The sequence below is a fragment of the Cellulomonas sp. Root485 genome (genome assembly GCF_001426705.1).
Lineage (GTDB): Bacteria > Actinomycetota > Actinomycetes > Actinomycetales > Cellulomonadaceae > Cellulomonas.
This window is the reverse complement of the sequence record NZ_LMFC01000001.1, coordinates 796535-818784: the sequence shown is the minus strand read 5'-3', so window position 1 is coordinate 818784 and position 22250 is coordinate 796535. Positions and strand designations below refer to the sequence as shown.

Genomic DNA, 22250 nt, shown 5'->3' with positions numbered 1-22250 from the left:
CCCGTCGTCAGTCCTGCTGGGAGTCGGCGTCGTCCCCAGGCTCGTCGTCCGCGGGCTCGTCGTCCGCGGGCTCGTCGTCCGCGGGCTCGACGATCTCCGCCTCGAACACGTCGGCGGGGACCGCCGTCAGCTCGAGCTCCTCGGCCGGGCCGTCCGTCTCGGGCTCCGCCGGCTTCGAGCCGGCGAACTCCGCGAACACGTCGAGGCCGGCCGCGCTGGGCGCCGGTGCCACCTCGGTCTGGGCGACGGCGGCCGGAGCGTGGTGCTCGTGGTCGTGCTCGTGCGCGTGGGCGGCGGCCGCGGCGATCGTCGCGAGAGTCGCCTTGACTGCCTCGCGGGCCTCGGGCAGGACCGGCACGCCCGCGTGCGGGACGTGCGCGACCGGCTCCTTGGCGCCGCGCTTGCGACGTGAGCGCTTGGCCTCACCCTCGGCGGCGCCGGCGGCCGGCTGCTGCTGGGCGCCCGCGTCGGGACGCTGGTTGTTCTTCTCGATCGGCTCCTCGTGCACGATGAAGCCGCGCCCGTGGCAGTGCTCGCACGTCTCGCTGAACGCCTCGACGAGGCCCTGACCGACGCGCTTGCGCGTCATCTGGACCAGGCCGAGCGAGGTGACCTCGGCGACCTGGTGCTTGGTCCGGTCGCGGCCCAGGCACTCGACCAGGCGGCGCAGCACGAGGTCACGGTTGGACTCGAGCACCATGTCGATGAAGTCGATGACGATGATGCCGCCGATGTCGCGCAGGCGGAGCTGGCGGACGATCTCCTCGGCGGCCTCGAGGTTGTTGCGCGTGACGGTCTCCTCGAGCGTGCCGCCCGAGCCCGTGAACTTGCCGGTGTTGACGTCGACGACCGTCATGGCCTCGGTGCGGTCGATGACCAGCGAGCCCCCCGACGGCAGCCAGACCTTGCGGTCCATGCCCTTGGCCAGCTGCTCGTCGATGCGGTGCACCGCGAACACGTCGGTGTCGGACTCCCAGCGGGACACCTTCTGCGCCAGGTCCGGGGCGAGCTCGTCGATGTACGACGAGATCGTCGACCAGGCGTCGGCACCCTCGACCACGAGGGAGGAGAAGTCGTCGTTGAAGATGTCGCGGACCACGCGGATGGCCATGTCCGGCTCGCCCTGGAGCAGCGCGGGGGCCGAGGCGGTCTTCGACTTCTTCTCGATGGCCTCCCACTGCCCCTGCAGGCGGGCGATGTCGGCGCGCAGCTCGTCCTCGCTGGCACCCTCGGCGGCCGTGCGGACGATGACGCCGGCGGAGTCCGGGACGACCTCGCGCAGGATCTTCTTCAGGCGGTTGCGCTCGGTGTCCGGCAGCTTGCGGCTGATGCCGGTCATGCCGCCGCCGGGCACGTACACCAGGTAACGGCCGGCGAGCGTGACCTGCGAGGTCAGACGAGCACCCTTGTGGCCGATCGGGTCCTTGGTGACCTGCACGAGCACCGGGTCCCCGGACTTGAGCGCCTGCTCGATGCGGCGGGCCGACCCGCCCTCGAGCCCGGCGGCGTCCCAGTTGACCTCACCGGCGTACAGCACGGCGTTGCGGCCCTTGCCGACGTCGACGAACGCGGCCTCCATGCTCGGCAGCACGTTCTGCACGCGACCGAGGTAGACGTTGCCGACCATGGACGACTGCGCCTGGTTGGAGACGTAGTGCTCGACGAGCACCCCGTCCTCGAGCACGGCGATCTGCGTGCGGGCGTTCTTCTCGCGCACGATCATCGAGCGGTCCACCGACTCGCGTCGGGCGAGGAACTCGGACTCCGTGATGATCTGGCGGCGCCGGCCGGCGTCGCGACCGTCCCGGCGGCGCTGGCGCTTGGCCTCGAGCCGCGTGGAGCCGCGCAGGGCGGTGACCTCGTCGCTCGGCGCCCGCGTGCGGGCCGGGCGCGCCTCGACCTGCTCGCCGGAGTCGCCGCCCCGTGAGGAGCCGCGACGACGGCGGCGGCGACGACGGCTGGAGCCGTCCCCCTCCCCCGCGGACTCGTCGGCGTCGGACTCGGTGTCGCCCTCGGCGCTCTCGTCCGGCTCGTCGTCGGACTCGTCGGCGTCCTCCGTCGCGCCACCCGACTCGGGCCGGCTGCGCCGACCTCGGCCGCCGCGGCGGCGACGACGACGGGGAGCACCGGCGACGCCCTCCTCGGACGTCTCGTTCTCGTCGTCCTCGTCCTGCTCGACCTGGTCGTCGGCCGTCTGGTCCTCGGCGAGCTCGTCCGCGGGGACCTCGTCCTGCGCGTCCGTGTCCTCGACGGGGGCGTCCTCGACGGGCGTCGCGTCACCGCTGCGGCCACGACGGCCACGACGGCGCGATCCGCGCGACGACGGCGACGAGGCCTCGGTGGCCTGCTCCGACGGCTCGGCCTGCTCGACCGTCTCCGCTGCCGGCTCGGCGACGTCGCGGTGGGCGGCCTCCGAGATCTCCTCCGGCGAGCCCGTGCTGGCCTGGGCGCGGCGGCGACGCGGCCGCGCGGCACTCGGGTCCGGCGCCTGGAACAGGAGCGCGGTCGTGGCGAAGCGTGAACCGGTGGAGGTGGTGCTCGTGGTGGCGTTCGCGGGCTCGGCCGGCTCGACCGACTGCGTCGTGGCGGCCAGCTCGGCGAGGACGTCGAGCGTCGCGGCGCCCTCGGCCTCCTCGTCCTCGACGGCTTCGGCTTCGACCTCGACGACCGGCTCAGGGGCGGAGGCGGCGCGAGTTCCCGAGCGGCGTCGACGCGGCGCAGCCTTGGCGGGCTCGGGCTCGGGCTCGGGCTCGGGCTCGGAGGGCGGCGCGGGCGCCTCAGCCTCCGGCTCCGCAGGGGCAACGGCGGCCGGGGTCTCGTCGGATGCCCCGACGACGACGGTGCGCGTCACGCGGCGGGACTTCTTCTTGGGCGGGGCGGCGGGCGCGTCGGCGCTCGGCTCCTCGGCGACGGGGGCCGGGACCACCGGAGCCGGCTCCGCGGCGGGGGCCGGCACGGTGACCACGGCGTCGGCCGGGGCGTCGTTGCTGGGAGCGGCGGTCACGCGGGTGGCACGGCGGCGGCGCGGGGGTGCGGGCGGTGCCTCACCCCCGGCGGTCGTCGCGTCTGTGGTGGGGGTGTTCTCGTCGGTCACGCGAAGTGCTCCTGGGTACCGGGCATCGCCACCCACACGCGGCGCTGCTCGGTCGGTCGGTCGTCGCACGCGTGCTGCGCGGCGACGGAAAGTCGGCGGTCGTGGCTGCTGCACCCGGTCGGCGCCATCGCCTGCGGGGCCGGAGCCGTCGGTCCCGATCGGGGACCAGCGGGCGGCGAAGCGGCGGCTGGCGCGCACGACATGCTGGTGCTGCGAGCTCAAGGGTCCCGAGACGGTGTGGTCGTCCTAGGAGCCGGGGTCAGTATCGCACAGGGGTCTTCGCACGGCGTGCCGCCCGTTCTCGTCGGCGCGTCCCGGTGTGACGCACACCCGGCTCCGTCTGGCTTCCGGCACCTCCGCCACAGGAGCAGACTGGACCCGGTCCGCGCGTTCCTGTCCAGGCCACCTGACCTGGACGGTCGTCTCGTCCGTCGGGCGCCCGGACCGTAGACCCGACGGACTCGCAGCTCCTGTAGCACCCCGGAGGACTCGTGGACACGCTGGACGTGGCACGGTGGCAGTTCGGCATCACGACCGTCTACCACTTCATCTTCGTCCCGTTGACGATCGGCCTGGCGCCCCTCGTCGCGATCATGCAGACGGCATGGGTGCGGACGGGGAACGAGCGCTGGCTGCGGCTGACCAAGTTCTTCGGCAAGCTCCTGCTCATCAACTTCGCCATCGGCGTGGCCACAGGCATCGTGCAGGAGTTCCAGTTCGGGATGGCGTGGAGCGAGTACTCCCGCTTCGTCGGTGACGTCTTCGGCGCCCCGCTGGCCATGGAGGCGCTCGCGGCGTTCTTCGTCGAGTCGACGTTCCTCGGGCTGTGGATCTTCGGCTGGGACAAGCTGCCGAAGAAGATCCATCTCGCGTGCATCTGGGCGGTGGCGATCGCCACGAACCTGTCCGCCTACTTCATCCTGGCGGCGAACTCCTGGATGCAGCACCCGGTCGGGGCCACGTTCAACGAGGAGCGCGGGCGCGCCGAGATGACGGACATCGGCGCCGTCCTGTCGAACAACACGCTGCTCGCGGCGTTCCCGCACACGATCTCCGCCGCGTTCCTCACGGCAGGCACGTTCGTCGCCGGCATCGCCGCCTGGTGGATGGTGCGCCTAGTGCGCGCGGGTCAGGTCGAGAAGGCGCGCGACGTCTACCGCCCCGCCGTCGTCCTGGGCGTGATCGTCATGGTGATCTCCGGCGTCGGTGTCGCCCTGAGCGGCGACCAGCAGGCCAAGCTCATGTTCGAGCAGCAGCCGACGAAGATGGCCGCCGCCGAGGCGCTGTGCCAGACGACCTCGAGCGTGCCCTTCTCGATCCTCGCGGTCGGGCCGCTGGGCACGGGCGACGACTGCGACCAGGTCACCCACCTCCTCGAGATCCCCGGCGCCCTGTCGTTCCTGGCGACGGGCGACTTCTCCTCCACCCTGCAGGGCACCGACCAGCTGCAGCAGTCGTACGAGGAGAAGTACGGGTACACCGACGCGAACGGCGAGCCCATCAGCTACATCCCGAACCTCGCCGTGACGTACTGGGGCTTCCGCCTCATGATCGGCTTCGCGCTCGGCTCGGCCGCGCTCGCGCTGGTGGCGTTCTGGGTGACCCGCAAGGGACGCGTGAGCGGGAACGTGTGGGTCGGTCGGCTGGGCATCGCCGCGATCGCGACCCCGTTCCTGGCGTCGTCCTTCGGCTGGATCTTCACCGAGATGGGACGCCAGCCGTGGGTCGTCGCACCCAATCCGAACCCGGGCGGCGTCGACGGCGTCTGGCTGCTCACCGCCCGCGGCGTCTCGACCGTGACCAGCACCGGCACGATCCTGACGAGCCTGATCGCCTTCACGCTGCTCTACGGGATCCTCGCCGTGTTCTGGTACCGCCTCATGCACCGGTACGCGATCCAGGGTGTGGCGGACAGCGAGCACGACCCCAGCCCCGACAACCCCGACAACGACCCGGACACGGCGCACGAGCGTCCCCTGTCGTTCGCGTACTGAGCGGAGCCGACGACCATGGAGCTCACCACCGTCTGGTTCATCCTCATCGCCGTCCTGTGGACCGGCTACCTCGTGCTGGAGGGGTTCGACTTCGGCGTCGGGATGCTGCTGGGGCTGCTGTCCCGCGGCGACCGCGCGGCCAAGGACCGGGACCGCCGAGTCATGATCAACACCATCGGCCCCGTGTGGGACGGCAACGAGGTGTGGCTGCTCACCGCGGGCGGTGCGACGTTCGCGGCGTTCCCCGAGTGGTACGCCACGATGTTCTCCGGGTTCTACCTGCCGCTCCTGCTCATCCTGCTCGCGCTCATCGTGCGCGTGGTGGCGTTCGAGTGGCGCGGCAAGATCGACGACCCGCGCTGGCGGTCGCTGGCCGACCGGTGCCTGATGGTCGGGTCGTGGGTGCCGGCCGTGCTCTGGGGCGTGGCGTTCGCCAACCTGGTCCGCGGCGTGGAGCTCGACGCGAGCCACCAGTACGTCGGCGGGTTCTGGGCGTTGCTCAACCCGTTCGCCCTGCTCGGCGGCGCCACGACCGCACTGATCTTCCTGACGCACGGAGCGGTCTTCCTGGCGCTGAAGTCCGACGGTGACGTCCGGGCGCGCGCCGGGGTGCTCGCGGCCCGGTCGTCCGTCGTGACGCTCGTCGTGGCAGGCGTGTGGGCCGTGTGGGCGCAGGTCGCGTACTCCGTGCCGTGGACGTGGGCGGCGGTCGTCGTCGCTGCGGGTGCGCTGGTCGTGCTCGTCGTCGCCACGCAGCGCCGCCAGGAGGGCCTCGCGTTCACCGCCTCGGCCGTGGCGATCGTCGCTGCCGTCGTGCTGATCTTCGGCTCGATGTACCCCGACGTCATGCCGGCGTTCGACCCGGCCAACTCGCTGACGATCACCAACGCGTCGTCGACCAACTACACGCTCACGGTCATGACGTGGGTGGCCGCCTTCCTCACGCCCCTCGTCCTGCTCTACCAGGGCTGGACCTACTGGGTGTTCCGCAAGCGGATCTCCGCCGACCGGATCCCGGACCACACCGGCCTCACGTTCGACAAGCTGCCCGCCCTGAGCACCCCTGAGAAGTGAGGCCGCTCGACCCACGCCTGCTGCGGCACGCGCGAGCCGCCCGGGGGTACGTCGCCCTCACCGCGACGCTCGGCGTGGTCACCGCGGCGTTGGTCGTCGCCCAGGCCCTGCTGCTCGCGCACGCGCTGGGCGCCGCGGTGTCGGACGGCGCCACGCTGGACGTCCTGCGTCCGACGATCGCGTGGCTCGCGGCCGTCGTCGCGGTCCGGGCGCTGGTCACCGCCGCACAGGAACGGTTCGCACACCGTGCGGCCACCCGGACGGTCGCCGAGCTGCGGGAGCAGGTCGTGGCGCACGCGGTGGCGCTGGGTCCGCGCTGGCTGGCCTCCGGCGAGGGGCCCTCGGTGGTCACGCTGGCGACGCGCGGGCTCGACGCGCTCGAGCCGTACTTCGTGCGGTACCTGCCGCAGCTCGTGCTCGCGGCCACGGTGACGCCGGGCGTCCTGCTCGTGGTGCTCGGGCTCGACTGGGTCTCCGCCGCGATCCTGGTGACGGTGCTGCCGCTCGTCCCGATCTTCATGGTCCTCGTCGGGCGGCTCACGCAGGGCCGGTCCGAGCAGGGCCTGGCCAGCATGCAGCGGCTCGGCGCCCAGGTCCTGGACCTGCTCGCCGGCCTGCCCACGCTCCGGGCGCACGGGCGCGAGCGCGGTCCCGGGGCCCGGGTGCGGACGCTCGGCGACGCGCACCGGCAGGCGACCATGGGGACGCTGCGCATCGCGTTCCTGTCGGGCATGGTGCTGGAGCTCCTGACCACCCTGTCGGTCGCGCTCGTCGCGGTCGGCATCGGGCTGCGGTTGGTGGAGGGGAACCTGGACCTGGTCACCGGGATCGCGGTCCTCGTCCTGGCGCCCGAGGTCTTCCTGCCGCTGCGCCAGGTCGGGGTCCAGTTCCACGCCGCGGCCGACGGGGTCGCGGCGGCGGGGCGGGCGTTCGAGGTGCTCGAGACCCCGGTCGCGGTCGTCGGGACGCAGCCGGCGCCGGATCTGCGGACGGCGACCCTGCGGCTCGACGGCGTCGGGGTGCGGACCTCGGGCGGGAGCACCCCGCACGGCCTCGACCTGGTCCTGCGACCCGGCACGGTCGTCGCGCTGACCGGGCCGAGCGGCGTCGGCAAGACCACCGCGCTCGAGATCGCCCTCGGGCTGCTGCGCCCCGACGACGGCCGCGCCTCGGTCGACGGCGTCGACCTCGCCGACCTCGATCCCTCCTCGCTGTGGGCCCAGGTGTCCTGGTTGCCGCAGCGACCCGTGCTCGAGCCGGGGACGGTGGCCGACCTCGTCGGCGGCGACGACCGCTCGCGCGCGACGGCGGCCGCGCTCACCGGCCTCGACACCGTCCTTGCGACGCTGCCCGACGGCTGGGCCACCCCGCTGGGTCGCGGCGGTGCGGGACTGAGCCTGGGCCAGCGCCAGCGCGTCGCGCTGACCCGCACCCTGCTCGCGCACACGGCGCTGGTGGTCCTGGACGAGCCCACGGCCCACCTGGACGCGGCCGGTGAGCAGGTGGTCCTCGACACCGTGCGGGCCCTGCGGGACGCGGGACGGACCGTGCTGCTCGTGGCGCACCGCCCGTCCCTGGTGGCGGTGGCCGACGACGTCGTGCACGTCCGGTCGGACGCGCAGGTGCTCACATGACCCGCGGGACGCTGCGCCGCGCGGTCCGGCTCCTCGACCTGGACCCGCGCCGGTTCGCGCTGGCCCTCCTGCTCGGGACGCTCGCGTTCGGGTGTGCGGTCGCCCTGGCGGCGGTCTCGGCCTGGCTGATCGCGCGCGCCTCCCAGATGCCGCCCGTGCTCCAGCTGTCGGTCGCGACCGTCGCGGTGCGCGCGTTCGGCATCGGCCGCGGGGTGCTGCGCTACCTCGAGCGGCTGGTGTCCCACGACGTCGCCCTGCGCGGCATGACCGACCTGCGCACCACCCTGTACGACCGGCTCGCCGTCGCGCGGCCCGAGACGCTCCTGCGGGTGCGGCGCGGGGACCTGCTCGCCCGCGTCGGTGCGGACGTCGACGCGGTCGGCGACGTGGTGGTGCGAGGCCTGCTGCCGGCGGGGGTCGCGATCACGCTCGGCGCCGGCACGGTGCTGGCGATGTGCGCGTTCTGGCCCCCGGCCGGCCTCGCGCTCGGCGTGTGCCTCGTGCTGGCGGGCGTCGTCGCACCCGCGATCGCCGCCCGTGCCGCGCGGAGCACCGAGCAGCGCGCGCTGGAGAGCCGCGCGGACATGACGGCGACCGCTCTCGGTCTGCTGGACGACGCCGGCCCGCTCCTCGTCGGCGGCCGCGCGAGCACCGAGCTGGCCACCCTGCGCGACGCCGACCGGCGGCTCGCCGCGGCCACCGACGCGGGGGCCGGCCCGGCCGCGATCGCTGCCGGGATCGGTCAGCTGGCGGTCGGAGCGGCGATGCTGGCGGCCCTGCTCACGGGCGTCCCCGCCGTCGGCGCCGGCCTGCTCTCCCCGGTCGAGCTCGCCGTGATCGTGCTCACGCCGCTCGCAGCGTTCGAGGCGACGGCTCTCCTGCCCGCCGCCGCGATCCAGGTCCAGCGTTCGCGCGCGGCCGCGGCACGGGTCCTCGCGCTGCTCGACGCGCCGACCGACCCCCCGCCGACCGACGACTCCCCCGGGCGCCCCCCGCTCGTCGCGACCGACCTCGCCGCCGGCTGGCCCGGCGCACCGCCGGTGGTCACCGAGCTCGCCCTGGACCTGCGGCCCGGCCGCTCCGTCGCGATCGTCGGGCCGTCGGGGAGCGGCAAGACGACCACCCTGCTCACCCTCGCGGGGCTGCTCCCCCGGCAGGCCGGCACGCTCACGCTCGACGGGCACGACGTCGACCACCTCGACCGGCACGCCGTCGCCGCCGCGGTCGTCGTCGGCACCGAGGACGCCCACGTGTTCGGGACCACCGTGCTGGAGAACCTGCGCGTCGGGCGCGGTGACCTCACCGCCACGGAGGCGACCGACGTGCTGGCACGGGTCGGCCTCGCGGAGTGGCTCGTCGGGCTCCCGGACGGCCTCGACACCGTCGTCGGACCCGACGCCCGCACGGTGTCGGGGGGCGAACGGCGCCGGCTGCTCGTCGCGCGCGCCCTGGTGTCCCCGGCACCACTCCTGCTCGTCGACGAGCCGGCCGAGCACCTCGACCCGGAGCGTGCCGACGCCCTGGTCACGGACCTGCTGAACGACCCCCGGGGAGTCGTCGTGGTCACCCACCGCCTCAGCGCGCTCCCGGCGGCGGACGAGGTCCTGCTGCTCGACGGCGGTCGCGTCGTCGCGCGCGGTGCGCACGCCGAGCTCCTGGCGACCGTCCCGGACTACCGTGACGCCTGGGAGCGAGAGCGCGCGACCGACTGACAGGAGACCGCACAGTGGCCGAAGCGGGGGTCCCGCGCGACGGCGACCTGGTCAGCGCCGTCATCGCGGTCGCCGGCGAGCTCGAGCTGTCCGCGGTGCTGGAGCGGTTCGTCGAGGCTGCGGCGGGCCTGACCGGGGCCCCGTACGGGGCACTCACCGTCATCGACGACCGCGGGGTGTCCACCGCCTTCGTGTCCACCGGTGTGCCGGGGACCGTGGCCGACGTCCTGCGCGCGGCCCCGCTCGCGCTGGGGACGCTCGGCGAGGTCCCCGAGACCGGCGCGCTCCGCCTGCGCGACGCGCGCGAGCACCCGGCGTTCCGTGGCATCCCACCCGACCACCCGTCCACCGTCCCGCTGCTGGGGACCTCCGTCCGGGTCGGCGGCCGCGTCTTCGGCCACCTGTACCTGTCCGAGAAGCCCGGCGGCTTCACCCAGGAGGACGAGGACGTCGTGCTGTCGCTCGCCGCCGCGGCCGGCACAGCCGTCGCGAACGCCCAGCAGCACGCCGACGCGCAGCGCCGTGAGCACTGGCTGCAGGCGGGTGTGGACCTCACGACGACCCTGCTGGAGGGCGTCGACGACGACGGAGCGCTCGAACGCATCGTCTCGACGGCCCGGGACGCGGACGAGGCGGACGCCGCCGCGCTCGCGCTGCCCGGGGTCGGCGGCGAGCTGGTCATCGAGGTCGCGGTCGGCCGCAACCGGGACGAGCTGATCGGTGCTCCGATGCCTCCCGGATCCCGCGCGTGGCGCGTGGTCGAGGACGGCACCGGGCTGATCACGGCGTCCCTCGCGCGCGCCCACACCGTCGCCACGCCGGCCATGCGGTCGTTCGGTCCGGCCCTGTTCGCGCCCGTCCCGGCGCCGGGTGGTGCCGTCGGGGTGCTCATCCTGCTGCGCAAGGTCGGTGCACCCCCGTTCGAGCCGTCCGACCTCACCACCGCCGCGGCGTTCGCCGCCCAGGCCGCGCTCGCCACCCAGCTGGCCGCCGGACGTCACGCCCACGACCTGGAGGCGCTGCTCGACGAGCGCGAGCGCATCGCCCGTGACCTGCACGACCTCGCCATCCAGCAGCTGTTCGCGACGGGGCTGCAGCTGGAGGCGGTCCGTCGGCGCGCGGCTCGCGGCGTGGACGCCACCGAGCTGACCGCGATCGTCGACGAGGCGCTGGACAACGTCGACGGCTCGGTGCAGCAGATCCGGCGGATCGTGCACGACCTGCGGGACCCGGACGCGGCCCGCGGCCTCGTCGAACGGCTGCGGCGGGAGGCGTCCCTCGCGCGGACGGGGCTGGGCTTCGCCCCGTCGCTCGTCGTCAGCCTCGACGGGACGACGGTTGTCGTGGGCGGGCTCGACGCGGACCGTGTGGACCATCGCGTCGGACCGGACCTCACCGCCGACGTGGTCGCGGTCGTGCGCGAAGGGCTGGCCAACGCGGCCCGGCACGCGCGGGCATCGTCCGTGACCGTGCGCGTGCTCGTCCTGGGCACCGCACCTGAGGGCTCGGTGCGGGTCGAGGTCGAGGACGACGGCGTCGGGCTCCCGGCGGACCGCCGCCGCAGCTCGGGCACCCGCAACCTCGCCGAACGCGCCCACGAGCGCGGGGGGACCGTCGAGATCGGTGCCCCACCCACGGGGCCGGGCACGCTCCTGACCTGGGAAGCCCCTCTGGCCTGACGGCTCAGCCGCCCGGCTCCACCCGCCAGCCCGCGCGCGCCCGCGAGGCCACCCACGCCGCGACCTGGGTGCGCCGCTGCAGACCCATCTTCGCGAGCACGGAGGTGATGTGGTTCTTCACGGTCTTCTCGACGATGCCCAGCCGTTCCGCGATCTCCCGGTTCGACATCCCCTCGCCGATGAGCTCGATGACGCGCAGCTCGCTGGGTGTCAGTCCGTCCGTCGGGTCCTCGTGCCGTGCCTTGTGCCGGGTCACCGTCCGCCGGTCGAGCAGGGTCCGCCCGGCCGCGACGGCGCGGATCACCTCCGTGATCTCCGCACCCCGGACCGACTTCAGCAGGTACGCCGCGGCACCCTCGTCGAGCGCGGCGGCCAGGGCGTCGTCGTCGTCGAACGACGTCAGGACGATCGCCCGCGTCTCGGGCAGCTTCTCGCGCAGCGCCCGCAGGACGTCGATCCCCGTGCCGTCCGGCAGCTGGAGGTCCACGAGCACGATCTGCGGCCTCACCAGGTCGGCGCGGCGCACCCCGTCCGCCACCGAGGCGGCCTCCGCGACCACCGCCATCCCCTCGGCGCGGTCCACGAGCTCCGCGATGCCGCGCCGGACCACCTCGTGATCGTCGACGATCATCACGGTGATGACACCGGAGGCGCTGGGTGAGGCCACGATGGCATCGTAGCCAGGGTGACCACGATCCTTCTGCCCACGACGATGTCCGACGACCCGACACTGCCCCCCGACGTGCGGGTGGTGCGCTACGACGTGCACGAGCCGGTGCCCGCCGACGCCCTCGACGCCGAGGTGCTGGTGCTCTGGGGCAACCCTGCGGAGCAGGCCGCCGACGCAGCCCGGCGCCTGAGCGGCCTGCGGTGGGTCCAGACGCTGGCGGCAGGCCCGGACGCGGCGCTCGAGGCAGGCTTCGCCGACGACGTCGTCCTCACCTCCGGGCGAGGCCTGCACGACGGGCCGGTGGCGGAGCACACCCTCGCGCTCGTGCTGGCCGCCGCGCGTCGGGTGCCCGACCTCGTCCGCGCCCAGGCCGAGCACCGCTGGGCCGGCGAGCTCGGCGGGATGCAGGACGCCCGGTCCACACCCGAGTTCCGGTCGCTCGACGGGGCGCACGTGCTGATCTGGGGCTTCGGGTCCATCGCCGCCCGGCTGGCGCCTCTGCTCGCCGCGCTGGGTGCGCAGGTCACGGGCGTCGCGACCGTCGCCGGCGACCGCCACGGCTTCCCGGTGATCTCCCCGTTCGACCTCCCGGACCACCTGCCGTACACCGACGTGCTGATCTCCCTGCTGCCCGCCACCGAGCAGACCCGCCACGTGGTCGGCGCCGACGTCCTGGCGCTCCTGCCCCCGCGTGCGTGGGTGGTCAACGTGGGCCGCGGTGCGACGCTCGACGAGGCCGCGCTGCTCGACGCGCTCCGGTCGGGCCGGCTGGCGGGTGCTGCTCTCGACGTCTTCGAGACGGAACCTCTCCCGGCCGACTCCCCCTTCTGGGACGAGCCGCGGCTGCTGATCAGCCCGCACGCCGCCGGTGGCCGACCGAGGGGCGCGGGCGAGCTGGTGGCCGCGAACCTTGCGGCGTTCCTCGCCGGTGACCAGCTCCGCAACGTCGTCGCCCGCTAGAACCGGCCCCGGCGCGGACGAGGCTGGCACCGGGGGCAGCTGTACGAGGAGCGGTTCATGAACTCGTCGCGACGCACCGGCGTGCCGCAGCGGGGGCACGGCCGACCCTCCTGCCCGTACATGGCGAGCGAGCGGTCGAAGTACCCCGAGGCGCCGTTCACGTTCACGTAGAGCGCGTCGAAGCTGGTCCCGCCCTGCCCGAGCGCCTCCGTCATCACGTCGCGCGCACCGTCGAGGGCACGCTCCACCTCGGACCTGCGCAGCGTCTCCGTCGGCCTCGCGTAGTGCAGCTGCGCCCGCCAGAGCCCCTCGTCGGCGTAGATGTTGCCGATCCCGGACACGACCGTCTGGTCCAGGAGCGCCCGCTTGATGCCGGTCTTCCGCCGCCGGATCGCCGCCACCAGCGCTGCGCGGTCGAGGACGGGGTCCAGCAGGTCCCGGGCGATGTGCGCGACGGGCGCCGGGACGACCGGCAGCGGTGAGCCGAGCCCGCCAGGAGCGCCGTCGGGCGTCGGGACGAGGTCAGGGACGCTCAGGTGCCCGAACGTGCGCTGGTCCACGAAGTCCAGGGCGGAGCCGTCGTCGAGGTCGAGCCGGACGCGCAGGTGCGGGTGATCCGGTCGCGGCTCGCCAGGCTCGCGGACGAGGAGCTGCCCGCTCATCCCGAGGTGCGCCATCAGGGCGTCGTCGTCCTCGTCGAGCAGGAGCCAGAGGAACTTGCCGCGCCGGACGGCCGCGACCAGGCGCCGGCCACGCAGCCGTCCCACGAAGTCGAGGGGTCCGTCGGTGTGGCGTCGGACGCTGTAGTCGCGCCGCACCGCGACGCCCGTGACGGTGCGGCCCAGCACGTGCCGCGCCAGCCCGTCCCGGACCGTCTCGACCTCGGGCAGCTCGGGCACGTCAGGGCTGCAGCTGCGCGGCGAGCACCCGGTAGGCGTCCGCTGCGGCGTCCTGCTCGGCGAGCTTCTTGGCCGGGCCGACGCCGACCCCGCGCGGCTCCCCTGCGACGATCGCGCGCGCCGTGAACGTGCGGGAGTGGTCCGGTCCCTCGCCCGTGACGTCGTAGCTCGGCGCACCGAGGCCGAGGGCCGCGGACAGCTCCTGCAGCGACGTCTTCCAGTCCAGGCCGGCACCGAGGTCCGCAGCAGCGACCAGCGACGGACCGACCAGCCGCTCGACCACCGCGCGGGCCGTCTCCACGCCGTGGTTCAGGTAGACCGCCCCGAACACCGCCTCGAGCGTGTCGGACAGGATCGAGTCCTTGTCCCGCCCGCCCGTCGACAGCTCCCCCTTGCCGAGCAGGACGTAGTCGCCCAGGTCGAGGTCCCGCGCGACGAGCGCCAGCGCGCGCTGCGACACCGTGGCGGCCCGCATCTTCGCGAGGGCGCCCTCCGGCAGGTCCGGGTGCGCGCGGTAGAGCGACTCGGTGACGACCAGCCCGAGCACCGCGTCCCCGAGGAACTCGAGCCGCTCGTTGGTGGGGATCCCCCCGGCCTCGTGCGCGAACGAGCGGTGCGTCAGGGCGAGCACAAGAAGCTCGGGGTCCAGGTGGACCCCGAGCTTCTCGTGCAACAGCTCTGCCGCGGCACTCACGCCGGTCCTCCGGTCATCGAATGCTCCACGGCGGGGGCGCGTCGCCCACGAGCCTCAGGTCAGCGAACCTCGAACTCGGTACGCACGGCCTCGGCGTAGGCACGGTCCTTGTAGGTACCGCACGACGGGCAGGCCGTGTGCGGCATCTTGTTGGCCTTGCACTGCGGGCACGTGTGGAGCGTCGTGGCAGTGGTCTTCCACTGCGACCGACGCGCACGGGTGTTGCTGCGCGACATCTTGCGCTTCGGAACAGCCACGGCTAGCTCTCTTTCGTCTCGTCGTTCGAACCCAGCAGGCCGCTCAGGGCGGACCAGCGAGGGTCAAGCGTCTCATGCGAGTGGTCAGGGTCGTCCGCCAGCCGCGCGCCACACTCGGAGCACAGACCGGGGCAGTCGGGACGGCACAGCGGCTGGAACGGCAGAGCCGGCACGACCGTGTCCCGCAGCGCGGGTTCCAGGTCGACCAGGTCGCCCTCGAGCTCGCGCACGTCCTCCTCGTCGTCGCCGTCCTCGACCGCGACGGCCGCGCGCTCGGGGTAGACGTACAGCTCCGTGAGCGAGACGTCGACGAACTCGACGACCTCACCCAGGCAGCGCACGCACTCCCCGATCGCCCGACCACGGACGGATCCGGTGACCAGGACCCCCTCCATGACCGCCTCGAGCCGCAGATCCAGCTCGATGTCGGTCCCGGTGGGGATGCCGATCACGTCGGTACCGAGATCTTCCGGGGCACCCACGGTGCGCTGCACGGTCCTCGTCGATCCCGGACGTCGACCGAGCTCGTGCGAATCGAGCACGAACGGCGAACGGGGATCGAGGTGAACAGGGCGCGGCACGGCCAGGGTCCCCTCGTTGATCTCGGTCCAGCCATGAGCGGCAGAACCAACGGATAACTCTACGGCACAGGTCAGGGGCCACCCAAATCGTCCGAGGGTGGCGCAGGTCTCACGTCTCGTCGACGCCCAAGCGTCCTGCGAGCTTCGCCCGGCCCGCCTGCACCTGGCTCAGCACCTTGCCCAGGTCGATCTCGAAGTCGGCCAGCCGGCGGTCGCAGTAGTCGTCGGCGTCCCGCTGGAGGCCCTCGGCCACCCGCTCGGCCTCCGCGACCAGCTCCGCGGCCCGCTCCTGTGCGGCGACGACCACGGCCTCCCGGTCGACGAGCTCCGCGGCCTGCGCCCGCGCCCGCGCCAGCAGGGCATCGGCGTCCGCCTGCGCGACCGACCGGGCGGTGTCCGCGTCGGCCAGCACCTCGTCGGCCCGCGAGAGCTGGCTGGGCAGCACGTCCCGCGCCTGGTCCACCAGGTCGAGCAGCTCGGCGCGGTTCACCAGCACCGACGACGACATCGGCATCGCCCGGGCGTTCGCGACCGCCGACGCGATCGCGTCCAGCACCCCGGTCAGGCCCTCGGGCCTCGTGGTCGGGTCCTCGTCGGTCATCCTGCGTCCCCTCCTCGTAGTGCTGCCCGCACCGCCTCCGCGACGCCCGCCGGTACGAGGTCGTCGATCGGACCGCCGTAGCGCGCCACGTCCTTGACCAGCGACGACGCGATGTGCGCCAGAGCCTGGTCGCCGACGACGAACACGGTCTCGACACCCGACAGGTGCCGGTTCATCAGAGCCATGGGCAGCTCGGCGTCGAAGTCGGCGCCACCGCGCAGCCCTTTGACGACGGCGACCGCACCCACCGTACGGACGAAGTCGGCGAGCAGCCCGTCGACGGCCTCGACGCGCACGCCGTCCACGTCCGCGAAGGCCGCACGGGCCAGGGCGACCCGCTCCTCGACCGGGAGCAACGACGCCTTCGACGAGTTCCGTGCGATCCCGACGACGACCTCGTCGAACAGGGTGCTGGCTCGCCGGACGACGTCCACGTGGCCGAGCGTGAGGGGGTCGAAGGACCCGGGGCAGACGGCAGTGGTCACGTCGTCAGGGTAGGCCAGCGGTCGGTTCCGGCCATCGGAACGCGCGGTAGCCCTAGCCTCGGGCGATGGCTCCCGACGTCGTCCTGGACCGTGCGTCCGCCGCCGACTCCCCCGCGATCCGCAACGTCCTGGCCCGTGCGTACCGCACCAACCCCCTGATGGCGTGGGCGCTGCCGGAAGACGGCACCCGCCTGGACGCGTGCGCCGCGTGGCTCGGACCGTCCGTCGACCGCTACCTGGCGGCCGGTCGTGTGCACGTCGCCCGGCTGGACGGCCGGGTGGAGGGCGTGGCCGCCTTCGCACCCGACGGTCCCGTCCTTCGGGTGCTGCACCGAGCCTCCGGACACCCCTAGGTGTTCGGGGGCATCATGACGCGCATGCGCTCGGACACGGCTCGCCCCCTTCCCCTCGGCGAGGTGGTCACCGTGGTCCTCGACGGGCGCCGCTCCTCGGTGTGGTGGGGGCCGGACGGGGACCTCGACCGCGTCGCGGTGCGTGAGGGGCGGGTCCGAACCTGGCCGACGCCCGACGCGTGCGCGGACGATGCACGAGATCTCGGCTGGGTCGGGGCGGCCGACCGCTGCCACACGATGCTGACCGCCGCGAGCGTGCCGTGGGCGTTCGACCTCGCGCCCTTCGAGCCCCGCTGGTCGCCGGCGGACCTCCGTCGCCTGCGCGAGGTCCTCAACGGCGCCGTGCACGTCCTGCGCACCGAGGTCGTCAGACCTCCGCGAGCTCCGCGAACCACATGACGGTGTCCCCGTAGGAGCGGCGGTCGAGACGGACCAGTGTCGCCGGCCAGGTCGGCTCCGGGGTGCGTGACGCCCGCTCCACCACCACGACCCCGTGGTCCGACAGTGCGGGACCGATCCCTGCCAGCACCCCCGCCAGGTCGTCCTCGGGCAGGTCGTACGGCGGGTCGATGAGCACCAGGTCCCAGGGCGCGACCGTCGGCCGCGCCGCGAACCGCTCCGCCTTCTCCGCGACCACCTGCACGGTGCCCGCCACACCGAGGGTCGTCACGTTGCGGCGGCACACCTCAGCGGCGTCGCGCGCCGACTCGACCAGCGTCACGTGCGCGGCACCGCGGCTCGCGGCCTCGATGCCGAGCGCCCCCGACCCCGCGTACAGGTCGAGCACGCGTGCGCCGTCGACCACGTCGAGGTGCTCGAGCCGGGAGAACAGCGCCTCCCGGACGCGTTCGCTGGTCGGTCGGGTCCCCGCTCGCGGCACCTGCAGCACGCGGCCACCGACCGTGCCCGCGACGACCCGCGTCACCGGCGCGCTCCCGCCCGCTCCTGCTCCTGCGCGTCCATCAGGGTCTCCATCAGGGACCGCGTGCGGATGGACGACGCGATCGCCACGGCGATGACCGACAGGACGAGCTGCGAGTACAGCAGAGGGGCGTTCACGGTCCGCAGCAGGACCGCGATCCACACCGGCAGCAGCCCCAGGATCACGAGGTCCGGCCCGCGGGCGAGGACCGTGGCGACCCCCGTCGGCAGGGCACCCATCGGCGTCGAGACGAGCGCGCCGCCCCAGTCGGGGGCCGGCCGGTAGGAGCCCCGCACCGCCGCGGCGGCCCACACCGGCGTCGAGGCGATGCCGAGCGCGATCCAGCCCGGGACGTCGGACGCCCACCGGCCGACGGCCGCGAACGCCACGACCGACCACAGCAGCATCGCCGCGGCCGGGACGACCATGCGCAGCCGGCGGACCGTCTTGGCCTCCAGGGGCAGCAGGCGGTCCAGGATCGGCGCCATCTCGGCGCGGCGGGAGCCCTCACCGGTCGCACTCGTCGCGACGGAGCCGGCGATCAGCAGGGCGAGCAGCACGCCCACCGGGCTGGCGAGCTGCGGCACGGTGCTGACCAGCACGGGGACCAGCGCCGCGACGACGAGCTGCACCACGTGCCGGGCCGAGCGCCGCAGCACCACCAGGTCTGCCGTGATCAGTGCCGTCACCGGACCGCGAGCGGTGCTGAGGGGTGAGAGCCACCGGCGCACGGGTGCGGCGGCGCCGTCGGTCAGCGCCCGGCCGAGCTCGCGCGAGTCCATCGACACCACCGCGCCGACGGCCTGCGTGGCCACCGAGCCGCTCTCCCGCAACGTCCGGGACGGGATCCGGCCGAGCCGACGGTCGACGACGCCGGCGAGCAGGACGACGACGGGGACGAGCCCGACGACGAACCACCACGGCGCGGTCGGCACCTCGTCGACGGACCAACCGACCCGCGCGAGAACCACGGCGGCGACCGGGGCCAGGAAGAGCAGGACGTCACCGGCCAGCGCGATGGAGCGTCGGGACACGCTCGCCGACTGGCCCACGGCCGCGAGCAGGACGATCCCGGCCGCGACCAGGGCCGCGGTGGACGCCACCCGGGCGACGCGCAGACCCGGGTCGGCGAGCAGCCCGGCGTCCAGGAGTGCGACGAGGAGCGCGCCGACGAAGCCGGCGAGGAGGGGCAGACGACGCGCCGCGGGTCGGAGCAGCCCGCGCCGGTCGACCGGCAGCGCCAGCCACCAGGCCGCCTCCGCCCCGCCGGCTCCGACGGGCCCGAGCCGTCCCGCGAGCGACAGCAGCGCTCCCGCGAGCGCGACGATGATGACCACGACGAGCGTCGCCAGGCTCAGCGTGAGCGGCGTCTCCACCTCGGGGGCGGGCGGCAGGGACGCACGCATCGCCTGCGCGAACCCGAGCGCGACGCCGGCGCTGATCGCGATGCTGATGACCGCGTAGTAGACACCGCCCAGCAGCGAGCCGAGGCTGGCACCGCCGCGGGCGTTCGCCGCCTGGGAGGTGAAGCGGCGGATGCTCTTCGCGGACGGGACCGCGCCGACCTCGAAGGGCTGGACCGCGGGCTCGTCGTCGTGGTCGAGCGCTGTCCCGGGCGCGTCGTCGTGGTCGGCCGCGGTCACGGGTTCTCCCGCGAGATGAGGTCGGCCGCCTGGTCGGTGGGCAGCAGCCGCGTGACGTCGTCCGCGACGTGCACGGCCCGGTCGGCGACGGCCCGCAGCAGGTCCGGGTCGTGCGTGGCCAGGAGCACCGCACCGCCCGCCTCCTTCTCCGCGACGATCCGCGCGGCGAGCCGGTCCCGCATCGCCCGGTCGAGCCGCTGCTCGGGCTCGTCGAGGACGAGCAGGGAGCGCGGCCGGACGAAGCCGGCGGCGAGCAGCAGCCGGCGTCGCTGACCCGACGAGAGCGCGACCGGCAGCGACCGGGCGTGGTCGGTCAGCCCGAACTCGGCGAGCAGCCCGGCGACGACGTCCTGCGCACCGTGCACGCCGTGCCCGCGGGCGGTCAGGTACAGGTGCTCGGAGACGGTGAGCGCCGGGAAGTACGCGTCGTCGTCGAGGACGCTGGCCACCTTCGTGCGGAAGGCCACGTCCCGCTCGTCGACCGGGTTGTCGAACACGCGCAGGGTGCCGCCTGACGGCTCGAGCAGCCCGATCACGGCGCGCAGGACGGTCGACTTCCCGGAGCCGTTGGCGCCGACGAGGGCGACGACCTTGCCGGGTGCCAGCGTGAACGTCACGGGTGCACACACGGGCGCCCCGCCGTAGCCGACGATCAGGTCCTGGGCGCGGATGACGGGCTTCTTGGGCACGTGCGTCAGGGTATGCGAGGTCGTCGTCCTGCGAGACGCGCTCAGCTCTGGCCGAGGAACTCCTCGCGCCCGTCGGCGAGCTGCAGGTCGATCGCGGCCCGCAGCGCCGGCCACGCGGCCAGGTCCGGGTCCGCCTCGACCAGCGCACGGGCGTCGTCGCGCGCCCGCTCGATGAGCGCGCCGTCGCTGACGATCCGCAGGAACCGCAGCGTGCCGCGCTTCCCCGACTGGGCGGAGCCGAGGACGTCGCCCTCCTTGCGCAGCTCGAGGTCGACGCGCGCGAGCTCGAACCCGTCGGTCGTCGCCGCGAGCGCACCGAGCCGCTGGGCGGCGACGGTCCCCTCGGGGGCGTCCGCGACGAGCAGGCACAGCCCCGGTGCGCTCCCCCGGCCGACGCGGCCGCGCAGCTGGTGCAGCTGCGAGAGACCGAAGACGTGGGCGTCGAGGATCACCATGACCGTGGCCTCGGGCACGTCCACCCCGACCTCGATGACCGTCGTCGACACGAGCACGGGCGTGCGGCCGGACGCGAAGTCGGCGATGGCCCGGTCCTTCTCCTCGCTCGTCATCCGCCCGTGCAGGAGCCCGACGGCGGTGCCGCCCAACCGCGGGTCGGACCGCAGCGTCTCGACGACCTCGAGGACGGCGCGCAGCGGCTTCTTCGGTGCACGCTGCGCGGCAGCCTGGGCCTCGCCGACGGTCGCCGGCTCGTCCGGGACGAGCTCAGCACCGTCGGCCTCGTCGTCGGCGTCGATCCGCGCACACACCACGAACGCCCGGCCGCCGCGCTCGACCTCCTCGCGCACCCGGCTCCACGTGCGGTCCATCCAGGGTCGGTTGTCGGCCGGGACGACGTGGGTGGTGATGCCGCTGCGCCCGGCGGGCACATGCCGCAGCTCGGAGATCTCCAGCTCGCCGAACACCGTCATCGCGACCGTGCGCGGGATGGGTGTGGCGGTGGTCACCAGCAGGTGCGGCGCGTTCGCGGCCTTGGCCTGCAACCGCCCCCGCTGCTCGACACCGAACTTGTGCTGCTCGTCGATGACGACGAGCCCGAGGTCCGCGAACTGCACCGGGTCCGACAGCAGCGCGTGCGTGCCGACGACGATCCCCGCCTGCCCGCTCGCGGCCTCCAGCAGGTTGCTGCGCCGCTCGGCGGTGCTCTGCGCCCCGGTGAGCAGCGCCACCCGGGTACCGATCTCCGAGCCGCCCAGCAGGCCCCCCTCGGCGAGGTCCCCCAGCAGCGCGCGCAACGTCCGGACGTGCTGCGCCGCGAGCACGGACGTGGGGGCGAGCAAGGCTGCCTGGCCGCCCGCGTCCACCACCTGCAGCATCGCGCGCAGCGCCACGACGGTCTTGCCCGACCCGACCTCGCCCTGGAGCAGCCGCTGCATGGGGTGCGGTCGCGCGAGGTCGGCGGCGATCTGCTCCCCGGCCGCGACCTGCCCGTCGGTGAGGACGAACGGCAACCGCGCGTCGAAGGCCTCCAGCAGCCCACCGGACCGGGCGGGGCGCGCGGTCGACTCCTCGTGCTGCGCGCCGGCCCGGCGACGAGCCAGCTCGACCTGCAGGACGAAGGCCTCCTCGTACCGCAGCCGCGCCTGCCCCTTGCGCCAGTCGTCCTCCGTCTGGGGCACGTGCACCCCGCGCAGCGCGGACCACCGCGACGCCAGGTGACGCTCGGCCCGCACCGGGCCCGGCACCGGGTCGGGGACGTCCTGCTCGGTCAGCGGGTCGAGCGCCGCCCGGACCGCCGCGCGGATCTTGTCGGACTCCAGCCCGGCCGTCGCCGGGTAGATCGGGATCGGCCACTCGGCCTCTTCGAGCGCGACGGCCTCGTCGACCTCGTGCCCGAAGATCGCGTACGTCGGGTTCGCCAGCTGCAGCCGGCCGTTGAAGATGTTGATCTGCCCGGAGAACAGCCCCAGCGATCCCGGCACCAGGCGCTTGACGTGGAAGTCCGCCGCGCCGCGGTGCGGCATGAAGATCACCAGGTCGAGCGTGCGCGTGCCGTCGGTCACCTTCGCCTCGACGCGCGGCTTGCCCGTCCTCTGCGCCAGCTTCACCTCGGCGCTGCGCACCTGGGCGACGAGCGAGACGTTGCGCCCCACCGCCAGGCTCGCGATGTCGGTGACCTCGCGCGAGTCGGCGTACCGCCACGGGTAGTGGGCCAGCAGGTCCCCGACCGTCTCGATGCCGAGCGTCGCGAGCTTCTTCAGCTCGGCGGGCTTGCCCGGCGGGCGTTCGTCGAGCGGGTCGACGTGCGAGCGCACGCTGTCGTGGTACGTCAGCCCCTTCCGTTCCGCCAC

At 74.1% G+C, this 22250-nt stretch carries 20 protein-coding genes; 8 read left to right on the top strand and 12 right to left on the bottom strand.

Features of this window, described 5'->3' with window-relative positions; all coding sequences use genetic code 11:
- Positions 1 to 7: 7 nt before the first annotated feature.
- Complete coding sequence (locus ASD16_RS03890; RefSeq protein ID WP_082570573.1) at positions 8 to 3094, bottom strand: Rne/Rng family ribonuclease; 3087 nt, start codon at positions 3092 to 3094, stop codon at positions 8 to 10.
- A 491-nt stretch (positions 3095 to 3585) separates the two neighbouring features.
- Here ASD16_RS03890 and ASD16_RS03885 point away from each other — a divergent pair, with 491 nt between their 5' ends.
- The 5 genes from ASD16_RS03885 to ASD16_RS03865 are packed head-to-tail and all read left to right on the top strand — an operon-like array spanning position 3586 to position 11187.
- Positions 3586 to 5088, top strand: a complete 1503-nt coding sequence (locus ASD16_RS03885; RefSeq protein ID WP_055913058.1) for a cytochrome ubiquinol oxidase subunit I — start codon at positions 3586 to 3588, stop codon at positions 5086 to 5088.
- Positions 5089 to 5103: 15 nt separating this feature from the next.
- Positions 5104 to 6162 carry a cytochrome d ubiquinol oxidase subunit II gene (gene cydB, locus ASD16_RS03880; RefSeq protein ID WP_055913057.1) on the top strand — a complete coding sequence of 353 codons (1059 nt, stop codon included), beginning with the start codon at positions 5104 to 5106 and terminating at the stop codon, positions 6160 to 6162.
- The gene (cydD, locus tag ASD16_RS03875; RefSeq protein WP_055913054.1) at positions 6159 to 7796 is read left to right on the top strand and encodes a thiol reductant ABC exporter subunit CydD; all 1638 of its coding nucleotides are present in this window, start codon (positions 6159 to 6161) and stop codon (positions 7794 to 7796) included. Before cydB ends, cydD begins: the two co-directional genes overlap by 4 nt.
- Positions 7793 to 9508 carry a thiol reductant ABC exporter subunit CydC gene (gene cydC / locus ASD16_RS03870; protein ID WP_055913051.1) on the top strand — a complete coding sequence of 572 codons (1716 nt, stop codon included), beginning with the start codon at positions 7793 to 7795 and terminating at the stop codon, positions 9506 to 9508. The genes cydD and cydC overlap by 4 nt, the downstream gene beginning before the upstream one ends.
- A gap of 14 nt (positions 9509 to 9522) precedes the next feature.
- Complete coding sequence (locus ASD16_RS03865) at positions 9523 to 11187, top strand: GAF domain-containing sensor histidine kinase (protein ID WP_235523095.1); 1665 nt, start codon at positions 9523 to 9525, stop codon at positions 11185 to 11187.
- A gap of 4 nt (positions 11188 to 11191) precedes the next feature.
- Here ASD16_RS03865 and ASD16_RS03860 read toward each other — a convergent pair whose 3' ends face one another.
- The gene (locus ASD16_RS03860; protein WP_055915667.1) at positions 11192 to 11818 is read right to left on the bottom strand and encodes a response regulator transcription factor; all 627 of its coding nucleotides are present in this window, start codon (positions 11816 to 11818) and stop codon (positions 11192 to 11194) included.
- An 81-nt stretch (positions 11819 to 11899) separates the two neighbouring features.
- Between ASD16_RS03860 and ASD16_RS03855 the strand changes: the two genes are divergently transcribed.
- The gene (locus ASD16_RS03855) at positions 11900 to 12817 is read left to right on the top strand and encodes an NAD(P)-dependent oxidoreductase (RefSeq protein WP_055915665.1); all 918 of its coding nucleotides are present in this window, start codon (positions 11900 to 11902) and stop codon (positions 12815 to 12817) included.
- Here ASD16_RS03855 and mutM read toward each other — a convergent pair.
- The 6 genes from mutM to coaD form a co-directional block, all read right to left on the bottom strand.
- A complete protein-coding gene (gene mutM, locus ASD16_RS03850; protein ID WP_055913044.1) occupies positions 12814 to 13716 on the bottom strand; it encodes a bifunctional DNA-formamidopyrimidine glycosylase/DNA-(apurinic or apyrimidinic site) lyase in 903 nt (300 codons plus the stop codon). The two genes, ASD16_RS03855 and mutM, sit on opposite strands and share 4 nt — an antisense overlap.
- Before the next feature lies 1 nt (position 13717).
- On the bottom strand, positions 13718 to 14410 hold the full coding sequence (gene rnc / locus ASD16_RS03845) for a ribonuclease III (RefSeq protein ID WP_055913041.1): 693 nt from the start codon (positions 14408 to 14410) through the stop codon (positions 13718 to 13720).
- Positions 14411 to 14469: 59 nt separating this feature from the next.
- On the bottom strand, positions 14470 to 14667 hold the full coding sequence (rpmF, locus tag ASD16_RS03840) for a 50S ribosomal protein L32 (protein ID WP_055913037.1): 198 nt from the start codon (positions 14665 to 14667) through the stop codon (positions 14470 to 14472).
- Positions 14668 to 14669: 2 nt separating this feature from the next.
- Entirely contained in the window at positions 14670 to 15248 is a 579-nt protein-coding gene (locus ASD16_RS03835) for a DUF177 domain-containing protein (RefSeq protein ID WP_055913029.1), read from the bottom strand.
- Positions 15249 to 15357: 109 nt separating this feature from the next.
- Complete coding sequence (locus ASD16_RS03830) at positions 15358 to 15849, bottom strand: hypothetical protein (protein ID WP_055913026.1); 492 nt, start codon at positions 15847 to 15849, stop codon at positions 15358 to 15360.
- Positions 15846 to 16334 (bottom strand): pantetheine-phosphate adenylyltransferase, encoded by a 489-nt coding sequence (coaD, locus tag ASD16_RS03825; protein ID WP_055913023.1) that lies wholly within the window; start codon positions 16332 to 16334, stop codon positions 15846 to 15848. The genes ASD16_RS03830 and coaD overlap by 4 nt, the downstream gene beginning before the upstream one ends.
- A gap of 65 nt (positions 16335 to 16399) precedes the next feature.
- Here coaD and ASD16_RS03820 point away from each other — a divergent pair, with 65 nt between their 5' ends.
- Positions 16400 to 16687, top strand: a complete 288-nt coding sequence (locus tag ASD16_RS03820; protein ID WP_055913021.1) for a hypothetical protein — start codon at positions 16400 to 16402, stop codon at positions 16685 to 16687.
- Positions 16688 to 16711: 24 nt separating this feature from the next.
- Positions 16712 to 17086 carry a hypothetical protein gene (locus ASD16_RS03815; protein ID WP_157453780.1) on the top strand — a complete coding sequence of 125 codons (375 nt, stop codon included), beginning with the start codon at positions 16712 to 16714 and terminating at the stop codon, positions 17084 to 17086.
- Here the strand turns inward: ASD16_RS03815 and rsmD are convergent.
- Genes rsmD through ASD16_RS03795 form a run of 4 tightly spaced genes read right to left on the bottom strand, consistent with a single transcriptional unit; the run spans position 17055 to position 22250 of the window.
- Entirely contained in the window at positions 17055 to 17612 is a 558-nt protein-coding gene (rsmD, locus tag ASD16_RS03810; RefSeq protein ID WP_055913013.1) for a 16S rRNA (guanine(966)-N(2))-methyltransferase RsmD, read from the bottom strand. The two genes, ASD16_RS03815 and rsmD, sit on opposite strands and share 32 nt — an antisense overlap.
- Positions 17609 to 19252 (bottom strand): DUF6297 family protein, encoded by a 1644-nt coding sequence (locus tag ASD16_RS03805; RefSeq protein ID WP_055913011.1) that lies wholly within the window; start codon positions 19250 to 19252, stop codon positions 17609 to 17611. The genes rsmD and ASD16_RS03805 overlap by 4 nt, the downstream gene beginning before the upstream one ends.
- A complete protein-coding gene (locus ASD16_RS03800; RefSeq protein WP_055913008.1) occupies positions 19249 to 19941 on the bottom strand; it encodes an ABC transporter ATP-binding protein in 693 nt (230 codons plus the stop codon). Before ASD16_RS03800 ends, ASD16_RS03805 begins: the two co-directional genes overlap by 4 nt.
- A 41-nt stretch (positions 19942 to 19982) precedes the next feature.
- Positions 19983 to 22250: an ATP-dependent DNA helicase RecG gene (locus tag ASD16_RS03795; RefSeq protein WP_369817905.1), complete on the bottom strand. Its 2268-nt coding sequence runs from the start codon at positions 22248 to 22250 to the stop codon at positions 19983 to 19985.

What these genes read in the sequence shown, in the direction of transcription:
- ASD16_RS03860 (WP_055915667.1), bottom strand. Translation starts at nt 11,818, where the DNA reads ATGATCGTCGACGATCACGAGGTGGTCCGGCGCGGCATCGCGGAGCTC.
- cydC (WP_055913051.1), top strand. Translation starts at nt 7,793, where the DNA reads ATGACCCGCGGGACGCTGCGCCGCGCGGTCCGGCTCCTCGACCTGGAC.
- cydB (WP_055913057.1), top strand. Translation starts at nt 5,104, where the DNA reads ATGGAGCTCACCACCGTCTGGTTCATCCTCATCGCCGTCCTGTGGACC.
- ASD16_RS03820 (WP_055913021.1), top strand. Translation starts at nt 16,400, where the DNA reads ATGGCTCCCGACGTCGTCCTGGACCGTGCGTCCGCCGCCGACTCCCCC.
- ASD16_RS03830 (WP_055913026.1), bottom strand. Translation starts at nt 15,849, where the DNA reads ATGACCGACGAGGACCCGACCACGAGGCCCGAGGGCCTGACCGGGGTG.
- ASD16_RS03815 (WP_157453780.1), top strand. Translation starts at nt 16,712, where the DNA reads ATGCGCTCGGACACGGCTCGCCCCCTTCCCCTCGGCGAGGTGGTCACC.
- ASD16_RS03855 (WP_055915665.1), top strand. Translation starts at nt 11,900, where the DNA reads ATGTCCGACGACCCGACACTGCCCCCCGACGTGCGGGTGGTGCGCTAC.